At 64.4% G+C, this 19,366-nt stretch carries 13 protein-coding genes and 1 pseudogene; 12 read left to right on the top strand and 2 right to left on the bottom strand.

Features of this window, described 5'->3' with window-relative positions:
* Positions 1-388 precede the first annotated feature (388 nt).
* Together PI87_RS18515 and PI87_RS18510 are read right to left on the bottom strand one after the other, a co-directional pair.
* On the bottom strand, positions 389-2,347 hold the full coding sequence (locus PI87_RS18515; protein WP_232314024.1) for an acyltransferase family protein: 1,959 nt from the start codon (positions 2,345-2,347) through the stop codon (positions 389-391).
* A 217-nt stretch (positions 2,348-2,564) separates the two neighbouring features.
* Entirely contained in the window at positions 2,565-3,569 is a 1,005-nt protein-coding gene (locus PI87_RS18510; RefSeq protein ID WP_039599175.1) for a LysR family transcriptional regulator, read from the bottom strand.
* A 134-nt stretch (positions 3,570-3,703) separates the two neighbouring features.
* On the opposite strand from PI87_RS18510, the pseudogene PI87_RS18505 reads away from it, so the two are divergent.
* The 12 genes and pseudogenes from PI87_RS18505 to PI87_RS18450 all read left to right on the top strand — a co-directional run bounded on the left by PI87_RS18505 (position 3,704) and on the right by PI87_RS18450 (position 19,339).
* A pseudogene (locus PI87_RS18505) lies at positions 3,704-5,011 on the top strand (MFS transporter).
* A gap of 37 nt (positions 5,012-5,048) precedes the next feature.
* Complete coding sequence (locus PI87_RS18500) at positions 5,049-6,083, top strand: histone deacetylase family protein (protein ID WP_039599174.1); 1,035 nt, start codon at positions 5,049-5,051, stop codon at positions 6,081-6,083.
* A 257-nt stretch (positions 6,084-6,340) separates the two neighbouring features.
* The gene (locus PI87_RS18495; RefSeq protein ID WP_039599173.1) at positions 6,341-7,432 is read left to right on the top strand and encodes a TetR/AcrR family transcriptional regulator; all 1,092 of its coding nucleotides are present in this window, start codon (positions 6,341-6,343) and stop codon (positions 7,430-7,432) included.
* A gap of 117 nt (positions 7,433-7,549) precedes the next feature.
* Positions 7,550-10,060 (top strand): acyl-CoA dehydrogenase, encoded by a 2,511-nt coding sequence (locus tag PI87_RS18490; RefSeq protein ID WP_039599172.1) that lies wholly within the window; start codon positions 7,550-7,552, stop codon positions 10,058-10,060.
* Between the two features lie 31 nt (positions 10,061-10,091).
* Positions 10,092-11,504 (top strand): 3-oxoacyl-ACP reductase, encoded by a 1,413-nt coding sequence (locus tag PI87_RS18485; RefSeq protein WP_039599171.1) that lies wholly within the window; start codon positions 10,092-10,094, stop codon positions 11,502-11,504.
* A gap of 7 nt (positions 11,505-11,511) precedes the next feature.
* On the top strand, positions 11,512-12,459 hold the full coding sequence (locus PI87_RS18480) for a MaoC/PaaZ C-terminal domain-containing protein (protein WP_039599170.1): 948 nt from the start codon (positions 11,512-11,514) through the stop codon (positions 12,457-12,459).
* A gap of 4 nt (positions 12,460-12,463) precedes the next feature.
* A complete protein-coding gene (locus PI87_RS18475) occupies positions 12,464-13,795 on the top strand; it encodes an acetyl-CoA C-acetyltransferase (protein ID WP_039599169.1) in 1,332 nt (443 codons plus the stop codon).
* 89 nt (positions 13,796-13,884) lie between these two features.
* Positions 13,885-15,645 carry an AMP-binding protein gene (locus PI87_RS18470; protein WP_039599168.1) on the top strand — a complete coding sequence of 587 codons (1,761 nt, stop codon included), beginning with the start codon at positions 13,885-13,887 and terminating at the stop codon, positions 15,643-15,645.
* Between the two features lie 35 nt (positions 15,646-15,680).
* The gene (locus PI87_RS18465) at positions 15,681-16,595 is read left to right on the top strand and encodes a DUF1571 domain-containing protein (protein ID WP_039599200.1); all 915 of its coding nucleotides are present in this window, start codon (positions 15,681-15,683) and stop codon (positions 16,593-16,595) included.
* Positions 16,596-16,796: 201 nt separating this feature from the next.
* Positions 16,797-17,717, top strand: a complete 921-nt coding sequence (locus PI87_RS18460; RefSeq protein WP_039599167.1) for an OmpW/AlkL family protein — start codon at positions 16,797-16,799, stop codon at positions 17,715-17,717.
* A 122-nt stretch (positions 17,718-17,839) separates the two neighbouring features.
* Positions 17,840-18,838: an NAD(P)/FAD-dependent oxidoreductase gene (locus tag PI87_RS18455; RefSeq protein WP_039599166.1), complete on the top strand. Its 999-nt coding sequence runs from the start codon at positions 17,840-17,842 to the stop codon at positions 18,836-18,838.
* Positions 18,839-18,928: 90 nt separating this feature from the next.
* Positions 18,929-19,339: a hypothetical protein gene (locus tag PI87_RS18450; protein ID WP_039599165.1), complete on the top strand. Its 411-nt coding sequence runs from the start codon at positions 18,929-18,931 to the stop codon at positions 19,337-19,339.
* Positions 19,340-19,366 lie beyond the last annotated feature (27 nt).

Below are 19,366 nucleotides of genomic sequence, written 5' to 3'. Positions count from 1 at the left end.
CAAAATCTCGGACAGGCCCTGCTGGTGCAGCGTTCACCCTAGGCAATTGGCCTACGCTGACACGCCCTGCAAACGTCATGTTGAGCAACCGCGACACAAGTCGCGCGCGGTCACACCAATTGCCGATGACGTGCTGGCCTGCACCCCATCACAGCGACTGCTTCTGGCCTCAGCAGAAGAACAATCCGCGGCTCATCAACCTCCCATAGAAGGTGGCCCCCAAAAAATGTAACCGCAATGGAAAGCATACCTCCCCTCGACCAGTCACCTACGGCAATGATCTGAAGTGTCGACTTCAGATCTGAGCTCGCGCCCACACAAGGCACTCGAGTTGGGTGCGGTAGTGCCTAAGTCGATTGACCTGAGCTCGCTTAAATTCGAAATCGATCTAATTTTTTAAAAATCGAATGAGATCATCTGCAATCTGACCATTTGCATAATCCGATATATGGTCGGAATAGCTATATAGAAATTTCCCATGGACGGATACCGGGCAAGTTCCTGTTGCCATGTCACACAGTATGTGAGCTGGATCATAGATGATTAGATCAGGATTGCTCTGCTTGAGAGTCTGCACAATATTTTGATACGCGCTGGTTTTACGAAGATGCTCTTGATATGAAACAACACAGCTAGTCGAAGTACCCAACAACTCACGTGTAATTTTCCATGCACTGGGGGGGCGATCGACACAACGCTTCGGGTCTGGCAGGGTCGGATTGTCGACCACAAGCGCTACACGCTTACCGGCTTTCATCAGAGTTTTGATTGCGGTGTCGACACCTGCAACCGCGGCAGCGGTGCTAGATTGCTGAACACCCGAAGATGCATATGTTGGACCAACCAGAATGCGTGCACCGGTCACGATCGCCACCAGTTGAATCGCCGGATCGTCCACAAGTGCTTTGATGGCCAGGGGGTTGGCCATTTGACAGTCAACAGGATTGTCCTCGTTGTAGGACGAAACGCGCTCGGTCCCAACCATTGGCGTGCAACTGGGGCGACCCAATACCGTCCAACTCTGTCCAACTGGAGATTGCCGCACGAGCCCCCAATAAAGCGCATCCGCCTTGCTATCGCCCCAAACGGCAAAATTGGCTCGTGCCCGTTTATCTGTATAGCAAAAAGGAAAAAGGGCCTGAACCGATTTGTCGATAAGACAAGACGATTGCACAAGCTCCTTACCAGCGCCGAGCGACGCCGAGTCGGCATCGGCGGATCGAGTTACCTCCCGTCCTGGGATCACCCCGTTGCAAATGAAGGCAACGCCACCACCAACGCCGAGCACCACCACTGCCGCCAAAGGAACCGCGACCACCGCCCCCATGGCACGAGCGAAGCGCAAACGCCTCTCGATACCGTAGTAAGTGAGGTATGCAAGTACGAGACTGCACACCAAAAGCCCAGCGCGTACTGATGCTGGCGGTGTCTGTCCAGCGATGATGGTGGCAAAACATAGAAGCGGCCAATGCCACAGGTACCACGGATAACTAACCCTGCCGAGAGACACCATGACCGGCCGCGACAGGATCTGTCGATTGACCCAGCCGAGATTGCCCGAAGCAATGATGAGGCAGGTGGCGACAACGGGAGCTAACGCCCACGTCCCAGGGAATCGGGATTGCGGATTCAACTTGATAACTGCATACGCGAATAGCGCGAGACCTGACGTCGCAAGCAGGTGCCTGCACACACGGCATTTGCCATCTGCGGCGAGCGGCAGCTGCGTGAGCATTGCTCCCGCCAGCAATTCCCAGAGACGACTTACCGGCAGATAGAACGCTGCCGATGGATGGTGCGGAATAAGCAAGAGACTGATGGCAAACGAGACGATTGCGCATACGCCAATCACCAAGCGGATTCGCTTACCCAATTTGAATGCAAGTGCCAACAGCAGCGGCCATACCAGATAGAACTGCTCCTCAACGCCGAGCGACCACAAGTGAAGCAGCGGTTTTAGTTCGGCTGCACGGTCGAAGTAACCAACCTCATCCCACAGTGTCAAGTTTGAAAAAAAACCGGCACCAGCAAGCACATGCTTGCCCAGTTCTCGGAACTCGTCATCGAAAAGCGTTCCCCAACCAGCGAAGAAGGTGAAGCAGAGTACGATTGCCAAGGCCGGAAAAATACGCTTGACACGGCGCGCGTAAAAATCCAAGAGACTAAACCGGCCATTCTTTAGGCTGTCCTGAAGGATGTCCGTTATGAGGTATCCGGAAATTACAAAGAAAACATCCACACCGACGAAGCCGCCGGGAAGAGTGGATGGAAATGCGTGGAAGATGACAACAGCGAGGACGGCAATCGCTCGCAGCCCATCGATGTCTGGACGATATTTCGGGTGCATGTCTCGTGGGTCAGCGACCGTCATTGCGGTTAGATTGGTCGCATGGGATTTCTGCGGACGCGGGATTGTACCCACACCCTGTGGAACGATGACGCTTCCGTTTTTTGGCTCGGGGCTCTCTGAAGCGGGAAACACTAATCTGGACTTCGCAGGTACAGAACACATCTTCTGCCCCTTTCGCCAGACCCCATCCACTGAGTCAGACGCCCTTGACTGACTACCCCGCCGGCGCCCGCAACGCCGCCAACGGCGCATTCACCACATCCCCCAACCGTTCTGCCAGCGAATACCGCGCCATATACCGCCGAAAGTGCGCCAAAAACGCCTCTTCTGCAGGCGCCAGGCGCCGCTCCTTGTGCCACATCAGATACAGATCAATGTCAGCAACGCCCTCCTCCGGCGGCAGTCGCCACAACCGTTGCTGCGCCAGGTCATCCGCCACGATGTGCTCCGGCAGACACCCCACCCCGTAGCCCGCAAACACCAACCGTTTGATCTCATCCAGACTCGGCGATGTGGCGATGATGCGACCGGTGAACCCCTGCTGATCCCGAAACACCGCCAACGGCGACAGCGCATCCCCCAACTGGTCGCTCATGAACGAGACAAAGTTCTCGCCGAGCAGGTCGCTGATCGACAGCCCGGTGCGCCCGAACAACCGGTGATGGCGCCCGCAGAACACGGCATAGCGCTGGCGCAGAAACAGCTGCCGTTCGAGCTTATCGATGGGTGTCCGGCACAGGCTGAAACCAATACCCGCGCGCTTCTGCGTCAGCGCATCGAGGATATCCGCGCTGCGCATCACCTCGACCTGCAGATCCACGCGTGGGTGATGCCGATGGAATGCAGCAAGGCATTCGTCATACACGCCCGACTGGATGCGGCTGACCGTCAGCAAGTGCAGCACGCCGCTCACGTCGTCCTGCGGTTCGCCCAGTTCTGAGCCCAGCCGCGCGACGTTGCCATAGACATCGGTGGCGATACGCAGCACATCCTCGCCGACACGCGTGAGCCGGAAGTGCGAACCCCGCCGCTCGATGAGCGTGTGGCCGAGCTGATCCTCCAGCCGCCGCAACGCCAGGCTCACGGCTGGCTGCGTGATATGCAACCGCACCGCCGCGCGGCTGATGCTGCGCTCGTGGACGATGGTCAGGAAGGTGCGCAGCAGATTCCAGTCGAGCCGGTCACTGACCAGGGCGGGATCGAGAGCAGACGGGTCCATGGCGTGGATTATGAGTCCAACTTATACAAACGATAAGTATTCAGAATTTGACTAATACCCGTCAACCGGCAATAAACACGCATCCGCTGCCTCGATGCAGCGGGCGACAAAAATATTCTGTGAGGAGCTACACCATGCAACCGTCTCAACCGGGCGGGCGTCAGCCTGCGCGTGCGGCCACCGCCGCCTTTGTCGGCACCATGATCGAGTGGTACGACTTCTACATCTACGCCACCGCTGCTGCGCTCGTCTTCGGGCCGCTGTTCTTCCCCGGCGGCGATCCGTTCCTCAGCACGCTCGCATCGTTCGGCACATTTGCCGTGGGCTTCTTCGCGCGGCCGCTGGGCGGCATCGTGTTCGGCCACTGAGGCGACCGCATCGGCCGCAAGAAGGCGCTGATGATCACGCTCACGATGATGGGCCTGGCGACCATCGGCATCGGCCTGCTGCCGACGTATGCCACCGCTGGTGCGCTCGCGCCCGTGCTGCTGGTGCTGCTGCGGGTGGTGCAAGGCATCGCGGTCGGCGGTGAATGGGGTGGCGCGGTGCTGATGGCGGGCGAACATGCGCCCAAGGGCCGCCGCACGTTCTTCGCGTCGTTTGCGCAGCTCGGCAGCCCGGCGGGATTGATCCTTTCGTTGCTGGCGTTCCGCCTGGTCACGTCGATGGACAAGGACGTATTCATGGATTGGGGCTGGCGCCTGCCCTTCCTCGCCAGCGCGGTATTGCTCGTGGTTGGCGCGGCGATTCGCTCGGGCGTGAACGAGTCGCCCGAGTTTGCGCAGGTGCAGGCACAGCGCAAGACGGCCAAGCTGCCGATCGCCGAAGTCTGGCGCACCGCACGCGTTCCGGTGCTGCTGTGCATCGGCGCCAACACCATCGGCATTGCGGGCGTGTACTTCACCAACACCTTCATGATCGCGTACACGACGCAGTATCTGTCGCTGTCGAAAACGCTGATTCTCGATTGCCTCTTCGCCGTGGCGTTCATCCAGTTCCTCGTGCAGCCGCTGGCGGCATGGGCGGCCGAGAAACTTGGCGGCGCGCGCTTCCTCAAGTTGATGGCGCTGCTGGCGATGGCCTCGCCGTATCCGATGTTCCTGCTGGTGCAGACGCGCCAGGCACCGCTGATGGTTCTCGGCATTGCGCTGGCCGTGGTGTGCATGGCGAGCTTCTACTCGGTCATCGCGGGCTTTGTGTCGGGCGTGTTCGAGACGCGCGTGCGCTACTCGGCGATCTCGCTGTCGTATCAGGTGTGCGGCGCGGTGGCAGGCGGGCTCACGCCGCTGGTGGGCACCATCCTCGCGCAGCGCTTCCATGGTGAATGGTGGCCGCTGGCGGTGTTCTACACGCTGCTCGCTGGTATCTCGCTGCTGTGCATCGCCGCCATCGATGCGCGCCGGCGCGGCCGGGCTACTGCCGGCGATGCCGTGAACGCCTGATGTTCCCACCCCGGATCTCCCCCAACCCGCTTTACCCATGCTGACGTTCTTCCACCCTGAACAGCTGCTGCACCATCCGCAGAGCTACTACTCGCGCGGCAAGATGCGCACGCCGCAGGAAGTGCCCGATCGCGCGCGCAATCTGCTGCAGGCCGCGCGCGATCTGGGCTTCACCATCGCACCGCCTGCAGACCACGGCCTCGCGCCGCTCACGGCAGTGCACGGCGAGCCCTATCTGCGCTTCCTGCAAGACGCGCACGCCGACTGGCATCGCCTGCCCGAAGACTGGGGCGACGAGGTCATGTCCAACATCTTCGTGCGCGAGCCCAATGCGCTGCGCGGCGTGTTGGCGCAGGCCGCGCGCTATCTGGCAGACGGCAGTTGCCCCGTCGGCGCCAACACGTGGCGATCGGCCTACTGGTCGGCACAAAGCGCAGCGGCCGGCGCGCAAGCCATCCTCAATGGCGAGCGCCTGGCCTATGCGCTGTGTCGCCCACCTGGCCACCATGCGCGCCGCGAGGCAGCCGGTGGCTTCTGCTACCTGAACAACGCTGCGGTCGCTGCACAGGCACTGCGCAGCAAGTACAAGCGCGTCGCCATCCTCGATACCGACATGCACCACGGTCAGGGCATCCAGGAAATTTTCTACGACCGCGCGGACGTGCTCTACGTCTCCATCCACGGCGACCCGACCAACTTCTACCCCGTCGTTGCGGGCTTTGACGACGAGCAGGGTGCGGGCGATGGACTCGGGCTGAATATCAACCTGCCGATGCCGCATCGCTCACCGGAATCGGTGTTCTTCGACAAGCTGGGCGAGGCACTTGCTGCACTTGAGCGCTTCCAGCCCGATGCGCTGGTACTGTCACTCGGCTTCGACATCTATCGCGAAGATCCACAGTCGCAGGTGGATGTGTCGACAGAGGGCTTCGGCCGGCTCGGCGCGGCCATCGGCGCGATCGGGCTGCCGACGCTGGTCGTTCAGGAAGGCGGCTATCACCTCGCTACCCTCGCGCAAAACGCCGCCGCATTCTTCGGCGGCCTGCAATCGCCCCATCAGCCCGCCGGCTGACCCCGCCACCCAGGCGCAGACATCCCTTTAGCAATTTGGATGTTTGCGTCTACTCACTTTGCAGCCCAAGCGTTTCATACGTTCTCAGGGTCATCCTCCCTCGTCTAGAGTGCCCGCTCGAATTGGGAACTTTGCGTTTTCAAACGTCTGTTCCTAACATGCCCGGGCAACCCCATACACACGTTTGAATCGGATGTTAGAGCGCTGCACCGCAGCAATCGACCCGATATCAGACCCAAAAAAACGAGGTAGGAGACATGGGACGTCCTGGAGCAGGAGACACCAAGGGCCGCATTCTGGAAGCCACCGAACTGCTGTTCATCGAGTTCGGCTACGAGGCGATGTCGCTGCGGCAGATCACTGCGCGCGCGAAGGTCAACTTGGCTGCGGTCAACTATCACTTCGGCAGCAAGGAAGCGCTGATGCAGTCCGTGCTTGGCCGTCGGCTCGACCCGCTCAACACGCGCCGTTTGGCGCTGCTGACCGCGTGCGAAGAACGCTGGACCAAGGAGCAGCTCACCTGTGACCACGTGCTCGGCGCGCTGTTCGTGCCGGCGCTGCAGATGGCGCGCAACCCTGATACCGGCGGCCCCGCTTTCCTCCGCCTGATGGGCCGCGTGTATTCCGACACTTCGCCGTTCGTGCAGAACTATCTGCTCGGGCATTACGCACCAGTGTTCGGTCGATTCTTCGAAGCGTTCTCGTGCGCGCTGCCGCACGTTCCGCGCGCTGAACTCGGCTGGCGCCTGCACTTCTCGCTCAAGGCACTCGCCGGCGTGCTTGCCGGGGATGACCTCAACAACCTGCTGCCGATGTTCACGCAGGGCAAGCCGATGAACGATGCCTCGCTGCTGGCGCGCCTGACTGCGCTGGTGGTGGCCACGCTCAATGCCCCGCTGCCCGGCGAGGCTGGCGCGCTCGATCAGGTGGTCGAACTGGCCGAAGCCCAGGCGCCTACACCCGTGGCACAGGCCGACGACGCTCCCAACGGCAGCGGCAGCGACAGTGGCAACGGCCACAACGGCTCTGGCCGCCATGGCCACGGGAGCACCAACAGCAACGGCCGTGCCCCCGAACGCACCACGACTCCCGCCACCGCATCACCCTTTGCCGGTGACCTGTTCGGCCGCACACCCGGTGCACGCGCCAGTGCCGCCGAAGATGCCGCCGAAGACGCCGACGAACACGAGGATGCGCACGACAGCACCCTCGACGACGGCGACGACCACGAGGACGGCGGCGCCCCGCCCACTGCGCGCGCGCGCGCGCTGGCCATCCGCCGCAGCAATGCCGCGCGCGCGATCTTCCCGGCCAACCCCATGCGCCCCTGGCGCAGCCCCACCGCCTGACAACCCAGGCGCAGTGCGGTTCTCCCGTGTGCAGGCACGGGAGTCGCTCGGGCATTTGGCAGGTGCTGCCGCATGTCTAAGACATCCGGCACTTGAACGCATCGAATGGAGACCCTCATGACGACGATCTGGATCGTCCTGCTCTGCATCGGCGTGCTCGGGCTCGCCAGCATGGAAGCCTCGGCATTCGCTTGGCTGGTCGCCACCGCAGTGTGGCTGGTGGCCGGCGCGTGGCTTGGCCTGATCGGCCCGGTGATGACCACGGTACTCGCCATCGTGTTCGTGTTGCCTGCGCTGGTGCTCGCGGCGGGGCCGCTTCGCCGCGCGCTGATCACACGCCGCGTGCTGACGATGTTCCGCAAGATCATGCCGGAGATGTCGCCAACGGAACGCGACGCCATCGAAGCCGGCACCGTCTGGTGGGATGCCGAACTATTCTCTGGCCGCCCGGACTGGAAGCGCCTGCTCTCCTCACCGCCGCCGCGTCTGTCGCCGGAAGAGCAAGCGTTTCTCGACGTGGAAACCGAGAGGCTCTGCGACCTCGCCAACGACTGGGAGACCACGCAGATCTGGCAGGACATGTCGCCTGAGGCGTGGGCCTATGCCAAGCAGGCGGGCTTCCTCGGCATGATCATCCCGAAGGAATACGGCGGCAAAGGCTTCTCGGCCTACGTACACTCGCAGGTCATCATGAAGCTGTCGACGCGTTGCTCGGCGGCAGCCGTATCAGTGATGGTGCCCAACTCGCTCGGCCCCGCTGAACTGCTGCTGCACTACGGCACCGACGCCCAGAAGAACCACTACCTGCCGCGCCTCGCACGCGGTGAAGAAATCCCCTGCTTTGCGCTGACCAACGCGTATGCGGGGTCGGACGCCGCCGCCATTCCCGACGTGGGCGTGGTCTGCCGCGGCATGCACGAGGGCCGCGAAACGCTGGGCTTCCGCGTGACCTGGAGCAAGCGCTACATCACACTCGGCCCCATCGCTACCGTGCTGGGGCTGGCCTTCCGCGCGACTGATCCGGATGGGCTGCTTGGTGGCGACAAAGAACCCGGTATCACCTGCGCGCTGATCCCGACCAAGCATCCTGGCGTGAACATCGGCCGCCGCCACTGGCCGCTGAACGCGGTATTCCAGAACGGCCCGAACTCGGGCAAGGATGTGTTCATCCCGATCGACTGGGTGATCGGCGGGCAGGCGCAGGTCGGCCGTGGCTGGCGCATGCTGATGGAATGTCTGGCGGCGGGCCGCGCGATTTCGCTGCCGTCGTCCAATGTGGGGCTGTCCAAGATCGCTGTGCGCAGTACCGGCGCGTATGCCGCCGTGCGCCGTCAGTTCCGCACGCCCATCGGCAAGTTCGAGGGCATTCAGGAAGCGCTCGGCCGCATGGGCGGCAACCTGTACATGATGGATGCGGCGCGGCGTTTGTCCGCGCTGGCCGTGGACTTGGGCGAGAAGCCCTCGGTCATCTCCGCCATTGCCAAGTACCACGTCACCGAACGCGCGCGTGATGTGGTCAACGACGCGATGGACATCGTCGGCGGCAAGGGCATCTGCATGGGGCCGAACAACTTCCTGGCGCGTGCGTACCAGCAGGTGCCGATCGCCATTACGGTGGAAGGCGCGAACATCATGACGCGCTGCCTGATCATCTTCGGGCAGGGCGTGATCCGCTGCCATCCGTATGTGCTGCGCGAGATGACGGCTGCACAGGGCACCGATTCACCCGAGACGCTGCGCGCATTCGATGCGGCGCTGTTCGGGCACGGCGCGTTCATCGCAGGCAACTTCGTGCGTGCGTTCCTGCATGCGCTCTCGGGCGGGCGCGTGGCGCCAGCACCGAGCCATGCCGCGCCCGAGATGCAGCGCTACTACCAGGCCGTCAACCGATTCTCGACCGCCCTGGCGCTGCTGTCCGATGTGTCGATGTTCACGCTGGGCGGCACGCTCAAGCGCCGCGAAAGCATAACCGGGCGCCTGGGCGACATCCTCTCGCAGATGTACCTGATCTCGTCTGCGCTCAAGCGCTTTGAAGACGAAGGCCGCCCGGCTGAAGATGCGTCGCTGGTGCACTGGTCGGTGCAGGATGCACTGGTGCGCGCGCACGACGCGCTCGACGGCGTGCTGGCGAACTTCCCGAACCGGGGCGTGGCTGGGTTGCTGCGCGCACTGATCTTCCCATTCGGTTCGCCCTATCGCAAACCGTCGGATGCGCTGGCCGCACAGGTAGCCGAGCTGATGCAGACACCGGGCGCCGCGCGCGACCGCCTGCTGGCCGATTCGTACTGCCCCACGCCTGACATCGACCCGATCGCCTACGGTGAATTCGCCTTCCGCCTGCAACCGGCGGTGGATGCCATCGAGCAGCGCTTGAAACCCGTCATCCGGGAAGGCAAGCTGCCGCCCGTGCCGCAAAGCCTGCCCGACTTCGAAGCCTGGACCGCGCAAGCCGTAGCACAAGGCCTCATCGACGAGGCCGAACGCAAGCAACTGTGCGACTACGCGCGCTACGGCGAACATGCCGTCGCCGTGGACGACTTCCCGCCCGACTTCAACCTGCTGGCCGATCTGCAGCGCCGCAAAGATGCGCTCGACGCATTGCAAGCTGCTGAACGCCGCGCGGCCTGACGGCGTGACATAAAACAAGACAACAACAACGATGCAAGACAAGTACCTCGATTTCGTCGGTTCCGGTTTCGGCAAATGGCTGTCGGCCAACCTCGGCCTGCCGCAGCCGGTGCCGCTGCGCCGGTATCAGGAAGGGGCGCCGGAGTTTGTCGGCCCGTTTCTGGTGGGCGCCGCACCGGGCGGCGCGATGCGCGAAACGCTCGCCGCGTTGTTTGCTGAAATCGGCGCTCCCACGCACTTTCATGAAAGCGACCCCGAATGGCTCGGCGCGGCCAACCGGCATGGGCAGATCACCGGGCGCTTTGTGGCACCCACGGGCAAGGACGGCGACGCGTTCGACCGCATTGGCGGCATCGTCTTCGATGCCACCGGCATGCAAACAACGGAAGACCTCGACGCGCTGTATCACGTGTTCCACGATGGCGTGCGCGCCGTCGGCCGCTGCGGGCGCGTGGTGGTGATCGGCCGCCCGCCGGAAGACTGCAGGACGCCGCAGGCGGCCATTGCCCAACGTGCGCTGGAGGGGCTCACGCGCTCGCTCGGCAAGGAGATCCGGCGCGGCTGCACGGCGCAGCTCGTCTACGTGGCCGAGGGGGCAGAGAACGTGGCGGCATCGACGCTGCGCTTTCTGCTGTCGGCGCGCTCGGCGTATGTGTCGGGGCAGGTGGTGCGTGTTCGGGCGGCAACGCCCGTCTCCGTGGATTGGCAGAAGCCGCTGGCGGGGCGTACCGCGTTGGTGACGGGTGCCTCGCGCGGCATTGGCGCGGCGATTGCGCACGTGCTGGCGCGTGATGGTGCGCGTGTGCTGTGTCTCGACGTGCCCGCGGCGCAGGAAGGGTTGAACGCCGTGGCACAGGAGATCGGCGGTGAAGCATTGGCCTACGACATCGCTGCGCCGGAAACACCCGCGCTGCTTGCGCAGCAACTGGCAGCCGCCGGCGGCATTGACATCCTCGTGCACAACGCCGGCATCACGCGCGACAAGACCATCGCCCGCATGACCGAGCCGGCGTGGCGCAGCGTGCTCAACATCAACCTCACCGCGCAGTTGCGCATCAACGATGCGCTGCTCGCCGCCAACGCGCTGCATGCGGGTGGGGCCATCGTCTGCGTGTCGTCCATCAGCGGCATTGCGGGCAACCTGGGGCAGACCAACTATGCGACGTCCAAGGCGGGCGTGATCGGGCTGGTGCAAGCCAGTGCGCCGCTGTTGGCGGAGCGCGGCATCACCATCAACGCCGTCGCCCCCGGCTTTATCGAGACGCAAATGACGGCGGCCGTGCCCTTCGCCATCCGCGAGGCGGGCCGCCGCATGAATGCGATGAGCCAGGGCGGCCTGCCAGTTGACGTGGCCGAGGCGATCGCGTGGTTTGCGTGCCCGGCGTCCAACGGTGTGACGGGCAACGTGGTGCGCGTGTGCGGCCAGAGCCTGCTCGGGGCGTAGAACGAGTATGCGTACCGCAGCCACCCGCGCCCGCGCGACCGTCACGCCGCTCTTTGCCACGCAAACGCTGGTGACGACGCCGCCGTCACCCAGGGCGTTGGCGTGGCGTGCGCTGCTGTCGCAACGCAAGGGCAAGCGCGGCGGTCCGCTGCCGCGCCATACGCTTGTGCGGCAGGAAGTGCCACTGGATGCGGAACACATCGCGCACTACGCCGCCATCTGTGGCTTCTCGCCCGCGCACGGCGTGCCGATGACGTATCCGCACCTGCTGGGCTTTCCGCTGCAACTCATGCTGATGACGGAACGCGCGTTTCCGTATCCGGTGATCGGGCTGGTGCACCTGTGCAACACGATCCGCCAGCATCAGCCGCTGGCCGCCGGAGAACGCGTACGCGTGGAAGTCCGCCCGCGCCGGCTGTTCCAGCATGCGCGGGGGCAGGCGTTTGCCATCGAGACAGCCATCATTCGGGCTGGCGCAGTGGTGTGGGAATCGCTCTCGACCTACCTGCGCGTGGGTGTGCCGTCTCCGCAAGGCGCGCCGCTGATCGTGCTGCCGGCAACACCGGACTTGTCGCCCGACGGCCATTGGGATGCGCCCGCCGACACCGGCCGCCGCTACGCCCGCGTCTCGGGCGACTGGAACCCCATCCACGTATCCAACCTTGGCGCGAAGCTGTTCGGCTTCGCCCACCCCATCGCCCACGGCATGTGGACCAAGGCGCGCGCGCTGGCGGCATTGCTGCCGGCTGCACCGCTTGCAGAAGGCGAGGTGGTGGCCGAGTTCAAGACACCGTTGTCGCTACCAGGTGCGGCCACGCTCTGGCAAGCCGAAGACGCCGCGCCGGACTGCCCCTTCGAAGTACCTTTCGAGGTCCGAAATGCGGCCGGCGACAAACCCTATCTGCGCGGCGTGCTGACGCTGCCGCAAAAACAACAAGACAACACGGGAGACTGAATCCATGCTCGTTAATGCACACGGAAGCGCACAGGTGCGCCGCGTCGCCATTCTCGGGGGGAATCGCATTCCGTTCGCCCGCTCGAACACGGCCTACGCCACCGCGTCGAACCAGCAGATGCTGATTGCCGCGCTGCAGGGCCTGATCGACCGTTTCAACCTGCACGGTCAGCGCCTGGACGAAGTGGTAGCCGGTGCCGTCATCAAGCACGCGCGCGATTTCAACCTGACGCGCGAGTCAGTGCTCTCCACCACACTCGCCAAGCAAACCCCCGCGTACGACGTGCAGCAGGCGTGCGGCACAGGGCTGGAGGCGGCCATTCTGGTCGCCAACAAGATCGCGCTGGGGCAGATTGACGTGGGCATTGCCGGCGGCACGGACACCACCTCCGACGCGCCGGTCGGCTTGAACGAGAAGATGCGCAAGATCCTGTTGGAAGCCAACCGCGCCAAGTCCACCGGCGCGCGCATTCAGGCGCTGGCGGGGCTGCGCCCGTCGATGTTCGTGCGACCACTCCTGCCGCGCAACAGCGAGCCGCGCACCGGCCTGTCGATGGGCGAACACTGCGAGCTGATGGCCAAGCGCTGGGGCATCCGCCGCGAAGATCAGGATGCACTCGCCCTGCGCAGCCACCACAACCTCACCGCCGCCTACGAGCGCGGCTTCTTCACCGATCTGATGACCGCCCACCTCGGGCTGGATCGCGACAACAACCTGCGCAGCAACCTCACCGCCGATCAGCTCGCCAAGCTGCAGCCGGTGTTCGACCGCAGCGCCAGCGGCACCATGACCGCCGGCAACTCCACTCCGCTCACCGACGGCGCATCGTGCGTGCTGCTTGCGAGCGAAGACTGGGCACGCACGCACAACCTGCCCGTGCTCGCCTACATGACCTGTGCGGATACGGCTGCCGTCGATTTCTTCAGTGGCACGCCCGAGCAGAACGAAGGGCTGCTGATGGCGCCGGCCTATGCCGTGTCGCGCATGCTGCAGCGCGCGGGCCTCACGCTGCAGGACTTCGACTACTACGAGATCCACGAAGCCTTTGCCGCCCAGGTGCTGTGCACGCTGGCGGCGTGGGAATCGCCCGAGTACTGCCGCGAGAAGCTCGGCCGCAGCGCCCCGATGGGCAGCATCGACCGCAGCAAGCTCAACGTGAATGGCAGCTCGCTGGGCACGGGCCACCCGTTTGCCGCCACGGGTGGGCGCATCGTCGCCACGCTCGCCAAGATGCTGGCGCAGCGCGGCAGCGGGCGCGGGCTGGTGTCGATCTGCGCGGCCGGCGGGCAAGGCGTGGTCGCCATTCTGGAGCGCCCCGAAACGATGTCGCATTGAACCACTCGGGCCAAAACGGGAACGGCCCGATTCACCAACCCGCGCGGCACATAACAACACCTCGCCGCATTTTCATGGACGGAGACACCATGAACACCGTTGCCGAACCGACAAGTCGAAACCCGAGCCTGACCGATCAGAGCGACCGCATCTGGCTGAAGTCGTACCCCGAAGGCGTGCCCGCCGACATCGACCCCGACCGCTACCACTCGCTGGCCGAGGTGTTTCGCGAATCGGTGGAGAAGTACCGCACCCGCGTCGCCTATGTGAGCGTCGGCACGGAAATGACGTACGACGAGTGCGAGCGCAAGGCCAGACAGTTTGCGGCGTGGCTGCAATCGCGCGGCGTGAAGAAAGGCGACCGCGTCGCCATCATGCTGCCCAACAGCCTGCAGTACCCGGTGTGCCTGTTCGGCACGCTGCTGGCCGGTGCCATCGTCGTCAACGTGAACCCGCTGTACACGGTGCCCGAGCTGGCGCACCAATTGCGCGATTCCGGCGCGCAGACCATCGTCGTGCTGGAGAACTTCGCGCGCACGCTGGAGCAGGCGCTGCCCGGCAGCCAGGTGCGCAACATCGTCCTCACCGGCATTGGCGACCTGATGGGCGGCGCGCTCAACCTCAAGGGCCGTGCGCTGAACTTCGTGATGCGCAACGTACAGAAGCAAGTGCCGGCATACAAGCTGCCCTCGCCTATCTGGCTGCGCGATGCGCTGTCCATCGGGCGTGCACGTGCGCCGCAAGCCGTGTCACTGGCGCCGGAAGACATCGCCTTCCTGCAGTACACCGGCGGCACCACAGGCGTAGCCAAGGGTGCGATGCTCACCCACCGCAACATCATCGCCAACCTGCTGCAGGCAGAAGTGTGGTCCAAGGGCATGCTCTCGGACGATGCGGAGACCAACGTCACGCTGCTGCCGCTGTATCACATCTTCTCGCTCACGGTGAACCTGCTGATGTTCATGACCATGGGCGGGCGCAACATCCTGATCGCCAATCCGCGCGATACCAAGCGCGTGCTGTTCATCCTGCGCAATGAACGCTTCTCGGGCATTGCCGGCGTCAACACACTGTTCAACTCGCTGCTGGAAGACCCGGAGTTTGCCAAGCGCGATTTCTCGGCCATGAAGATCACCATCGGCGGTGGCATGGCGGTGCAGCGCGCCATCGCGCAGCGCTGGAAGCAGGTGACGGGCCACACCATCGTTGAAGGCTACGGGCTGACGGAATGCTCGCCCGTGGTGTCGATGAACCCACCGCAGGTGACCGAGTTCAGCGGCACCATCGGCCTGCCGGCGCCGTCCACCGAGGTGCGCTTCAAAGCCGACGACGGCACCATCGCCCCGCTGGGCGAACCCGGTGAATTGCAGGTGCGCGGGCCGCAGGTCATGCGTGGCTACTGGCAGCGCCCTGATGAGACCGCCAAGAGCATCGACGCCGACGGCTGGTTCTCCACGGGGGACATCGGCGTGATGGACACCAACGGCTACATCCGCCTGATCGACCGCAAGAAGGACATGATCCTGGTCTCGGGCTTCAACGTGTACCCCAACGAGATCGAAGACGCCGTCGCGCTGCACCCTGAGGTGCTGGAAGTCGCCGCCATCGGCGTGCCCGACCCCGTGGCGGGCGAGCGCGTGAAGATCATCGTGGTGCGTCGCACCGGCGCGCTGACGGAGCCCGCGTTGCTCGAACACTGCCGCGCGCACCTGACCGGCTACAAGATGCCGCGCATTGTCGAGTTCCGCGACGAAGAGCTGCCCAAGTCGACCGTCGGCAAGATCCTGCGCCGCGAACTGCGCGATGCCGACCCCGACATCAAGCGTGCCCGCGCCCAGGCCCAGCAATGACCACCACCACGATCGCAACGAAGGAGAAGCCCCGCATGCAACTGCGCACCCTTGCCCTGGCGACCGCGGTGGTCTGGACAGCCGCCGCCTGGGCCCAGGCGCCCGAGGCTTCCGCACCTGCCGCCGCCGCTGTGCCCGCCGCCACCGCGGCACCGGCGTCGCAGTCCGCCGCCATCAGTGGCTTTGCCGCAATGGACGTTGCCAGGCAGACGGCCTGGCTCAGCGGCCAGGTCCACGCCAACGCCTTTGCCGACTGGTCCGACGACAACATCCTCGCCATGGCCCAGGCGATGAAGCCCGAGACGCTGCTGCGCTGGCTGCGCACCGAGGTCGCCAAGCTGCCCGAGTACGAATACCGCATGCGCCGCCAGGAACGCGTGAAAGACCAGTGGCAGAGCCAGCCAGCCCTCATGCTCATCCGCTACCGCAACGCACCGCGCCAGGTGTACGCACGCTGGCTCAAGGGCGGCGCGCATGCCGGCCAGGAAATCATCTACGACGAGACCGTCCGCAAAGACGAGATGTACGGCCACCTGGGCGGCCTGTTCGGCTTTGCCTCCATCTGGAGCGCGCTGGACGGGTCGCTGGCCAAATCGCAGTCGAACCACACTGCACGTGAACTGGGGCTGCAGTTCATCGTCGACACGGTGGAACGCGACGGACGCGCCCACGTGGCCTCCGGCGGCAGCGGCAAGTTCAATGAAGCCAAGATGGTGACCGAAAACGGTGAACGCATGCTGCGCCTGACCTGGGATGCCCCCAGTGGCCCGCCCACGTTCTACGCCAAGCGCGTGCGCCTGTATTTCGACTTCAAGAACCCCTGGGTTCGCGTCGAAGAGGCCTGGGACGAGTCGGGCAACCAGACCGAGAAGATCGTCATCGAGAGCGTCACGCGCAAGACCTGGAACGACCAGACCTTCAACCCCAAAAACCCCGAGTACAAGTTTTAAAGCTTCACCCGTAGACCGTTGTGCGCCAAGGCTCCGCCGACCGGTGGACAGTATGAAACGTGACTAGGGGAAACCCCTTGTTGCGTGCGTACCAGCTAGAGGAAAACTTCGGTGAGCGCAGCGAAAACGCTGCGTTATGCTGCGGAAACACAAATCGCCACACCCAGGCGAAATAACAATCCAATCCAGAGAGACAACCACATGAACCGCACCACCCGCCGCTTTGCCGCAGCACTCGCCTGCGCCGCCGTCAGCGCCCTCGCTGCCCCCCTGGCTCAGGCCCAATCCACCGCAGAGGCCAACGTGGCTGCAAGCGCCAGCACCGGCAGTGGCACCAGCAGCGGTGGCGGGTTCAGTGGGTTCATGGACGACTACGTCTGGGGCCGCAACGTCATGGCGTTGGGTTGGTTCTACATTCGCCCGATGGATTCGGCCACGCCGCTGACCACCACCACCAGCGCGCTGGGCCTGGGCACGTACCAATCGCCCGGAACTGACGTGCGAGTCAGTAACGCCAACACGCTGTCGCTTACGTTCACGCACTTCTTTACCGACAACATCGCCGGTACGTTCGTTGGCGGCGTGCCGCCCAAGTTCAACCTGTACGGCAGCGGCAACGTGATCGCGCCGGTGCCGGTCATCGGACCGCTCACGCTGATCAACCTGGGCCTGCCACAGAACAACCCCGTTGCCACGGTGCGTGAATGGAGCCCGGCCATCGTCGCCCAGTACTACTTCGGCACGAAGGAAAGCAAGTTCCGTCCGTTCGTCGGCGCCGGTGTCAGCTACAACTTCTTCACCAACCTGAAGCTGAACCCGAACTTCGTGAACGCGCTGCAGAACCTCGGTCAGGTGCTGCAACTCGGCATGGGCCAGGTGCCGAGCGGCACGGCCAAGGTGACGGCGGAAACGTCGAGCTCCTGGACGCCGGTGGCCAACGTGGGCCTGTCGTATGAGTTCGCCAAGAACTGGACCGCCATCGGCACGGTGTCGTACCTGCCGCTGAAGACCACGTCCACCATCACGATCCGCAGCGCACAAGGCCAGGTGCTGGCGGTCAACAAGACCGACATCAAGGTCGACCCGCTCGTGTTTGGGCTGGCGGTTGGCTACAAGTTCTAAGCCGCTGGGTTGCCCTATCGCAAACGCCACCTTCGGGTGGCGTTTTTCATTGCGGTGCGACCCGATATGATGGCGGGGTTTTGCGACCGTTTTCCGATTCCGCCCAGCCCGCCACGCTATCCATGACCCAGCCTTCCATCGCCATCGTCGGAGCCGGCATTGCCGGTGTTGCCTGTGCCAACGCGCTTGCCGCAGAGGGCATTGCCGCCACCGTCTATGAACGCGCTGGCGGCGTCGGCGGCCGGCTGGCCACCACGGTGCTGCCCGAGGGCGCACCGGCCTACGCCTTTGACCACGGCGCGCAGTCATTCAACGTACGCAGCGAGGCCTTCCGCCGCGCGGTGGACGCCGCCCGCCGGCAGGGTTCGGTGATGCCATGGCCGGCACGCTGGGGCCACCGCACGGCAGACGCCCTGCAAGCGGATTCACGTGATGAAGCCCGCTACGTCGGCCTGCCCGGCATGGGCGCGCTGGTGCGCAGCCTGGCCACGCCGCTGGATGTGCGCTTCGGCCACGCCGTCACCCGCGTGGCGCACGAGGGCCGGCGCTGGACGATCGAACGCCACGGCGCGGACACCGCCCACGCCGACATCATCGCCCTGGCCCTGCCCGCGCCCGAGCTGCCGGCGCTGTTTGGCAGCGCGGCGCCCGCTTCACTACAGGAAACCATCGCCCCGGTGCGCTACGCCCCCTGCTGGGCACTGATGATGGGCTTTGCGCAATCGCTGGACCTGCCCTTCGACGGCATCCGCATTGACGACGACATGCTCGCCTGGGCCGCACGCGACAACACCAAGCCAGGCCGCGTGATGGTCGATGAATCCTGGGTGGTGCATGCGTCGCCGAGCTGGTCGGCAGCGCACGCCAAGGACACCCCCGAGCAGGCACTGCATGCCATGCACGCCCGCTTTGCCGAAGCCTTCCCGGGCACGCCCGAGCCTGATCTGATGGCCGCGCACCTGTGGCCGCACGCGCTGGTGGAGCAGTCCGCCGGCCTGCCCTGCCACTGGGATGCCGCCACCCGCCTGGGCGCTTGCGGCGACTGGTGCGAAGGCCCGCGCGTGGAAGCCGCCTTCCTCAGCGGTGTGGCGCTGGCCGCAAAGATTGCCGACGCGCTATAAGAGTTCGCCCCGGAACGCTACAATATTGGGTTGTCTCGTGTTTCGTGTGCCGGGTCGCTCACCCGGCGGTGGCTTTCTCCTGACGACGCCATGCGCACCCGACGCCAAGTCCTCGCCCTAGCCTTTGCTGCTGCCGCTGCAGTATCGGCGCCGCTGCTGTCCGCCCATGCGCAAGTTCTGCGCAACATTCCGGCGGCGGCCCCGGCTGCCCAATTGACCGTCAACTCGGCCAATACCGGCACGCTGACCACCGGCAGCACGGGCTTGGTGAACATCCTGCTGCTCGGCTTCGGCACCACCAAGGCCGATATCCGCTTCGCCCCGGGCGTGCGGATCCTGTTGCTGAATGGGCTGCTGGCGCAGCCCAGTGCAGTGACCGGCCAGACGTTCAAGGTGCGCTATCAGCTCGACCTGTATCAGCAGTTGCTGACGGCCTGGGTTATCAGCGACGACGACTACAAGGCCGCGGTCGCCGCCCAGGCGCAGGCCCAGTCTCAGTAGCGCCAGACGCCAGAACGCCCCACGAAA

The sequence above is a fragment of the Ralstonia sp. A12 genome, from assembly GCF_000801955.1.
Lineage (GTDB): Bacteria > Pseudomonadota > Gammaproteobacteria > Burkholderiales > Burkholderiaceae > Ralstonia.
This window is presented reverse-complemented; position numbering and strand designations above follow the sequence as displayed.

What these genes read in the sequence shown, in the direction of transcription:
- PI87_RS18480 (WP_039599170.1), top strand. Translation starts at nt 11,512, where the DNA reads ATGCGTACCGCAGCCACCCGCGCCCGCGCGACCGTCACGCCGCTCTTT.
- PI87_RS18455 (WP_039599166.1), top strand. Translation starts at nt 17,840, where the DNA reads ATGACCCAGCCTTCCATCGCCATCGTCGGAGCCGGCATTGCCGGTGTT.
- PI87_RS18510 (WP_039599175.1), bottom strand. Translation starts at nt 3,569, where the DNA reads ATGGACCCGTCTGCTCTCGATCCCGCCCTGGTCAGTGACCGGCTCGAC.
- PI87_RS18515 (WP_232314024.1), bottom strand. Translation starts at nt 2,347, where the DNA reads ATGCACCCGAAATATCGTCCAGACATCGATGGGCTGCGAGCGATTGCC.
- PI87_RS18495 (WP_039599173.1), top strand. Translation starts at nt 6,341, where the DNA reads ATGGGACGTCCTGGAGCAGGAGACACCAAGGGCCGCATTCTGGAAGCC.
- PI87_RS18460 (WP_039599167.1), top strand. Translation starts at nt 16,797, where the DNA reads ATGAACCGCACCACCCGCCGCTTTGCCGCAGCACTCGCCTGCGCCGCC.
- PI87_RS18450 (WP_039599165.1), top strand. Translation starts at nt 18,929, where the DNA reads ATGCGCACCCGACGCCAAGTCCTCGCCCTAGCCTTTGCTGCTGCCGCT.
- PI87_RS18500 (WP_039599174.1), top strand. Translation starts at nt 5,049, where the DNA reads ATGCTGACGTTCTTCCACCCTGAACAGCTGCTGCACCATCCGCAGAGC.
- PI87_RS18475 (WP_039599169.1), top strand. Translation starts at nt 12,464, where the DNA reads ATGCTCGTTAATGCACACGGAAGCGCACAGGTGCGCCGCGTCGCCATT.
- PI87_RS18465 (WP_039599200.1), top strand. Translation starts at nt 15,681, where the DNA reads ATGCAACTGCGCACCCTTGCCCTGGCGACCGCGGTGGTCTGGACAGCC.
- PI87_RS18490 (WP_039599172.1), top strand. Translation starts at nt 7,550, where the DNA reads ATGACGACGATCTGGATCGTCCTGCTCTGCATCGGCGTGCTCGGGCTC.
- PI87_RS18470 (WP_039599168.1), top strand. Translation starts at nt 13,885, where the DNA reads ATGAACACCGTTGCCGAACCGACAAGTCGAAACCCGAGCCTGACCGAT.
- PI87_RS18485 (WP_039599171.1), top strand. Translation starts at nt 10,092, where the DNA reads ATGCAAGACAAGTACCTCGATTTCGTCGGTTCCGGTTTCGGCAAATGG.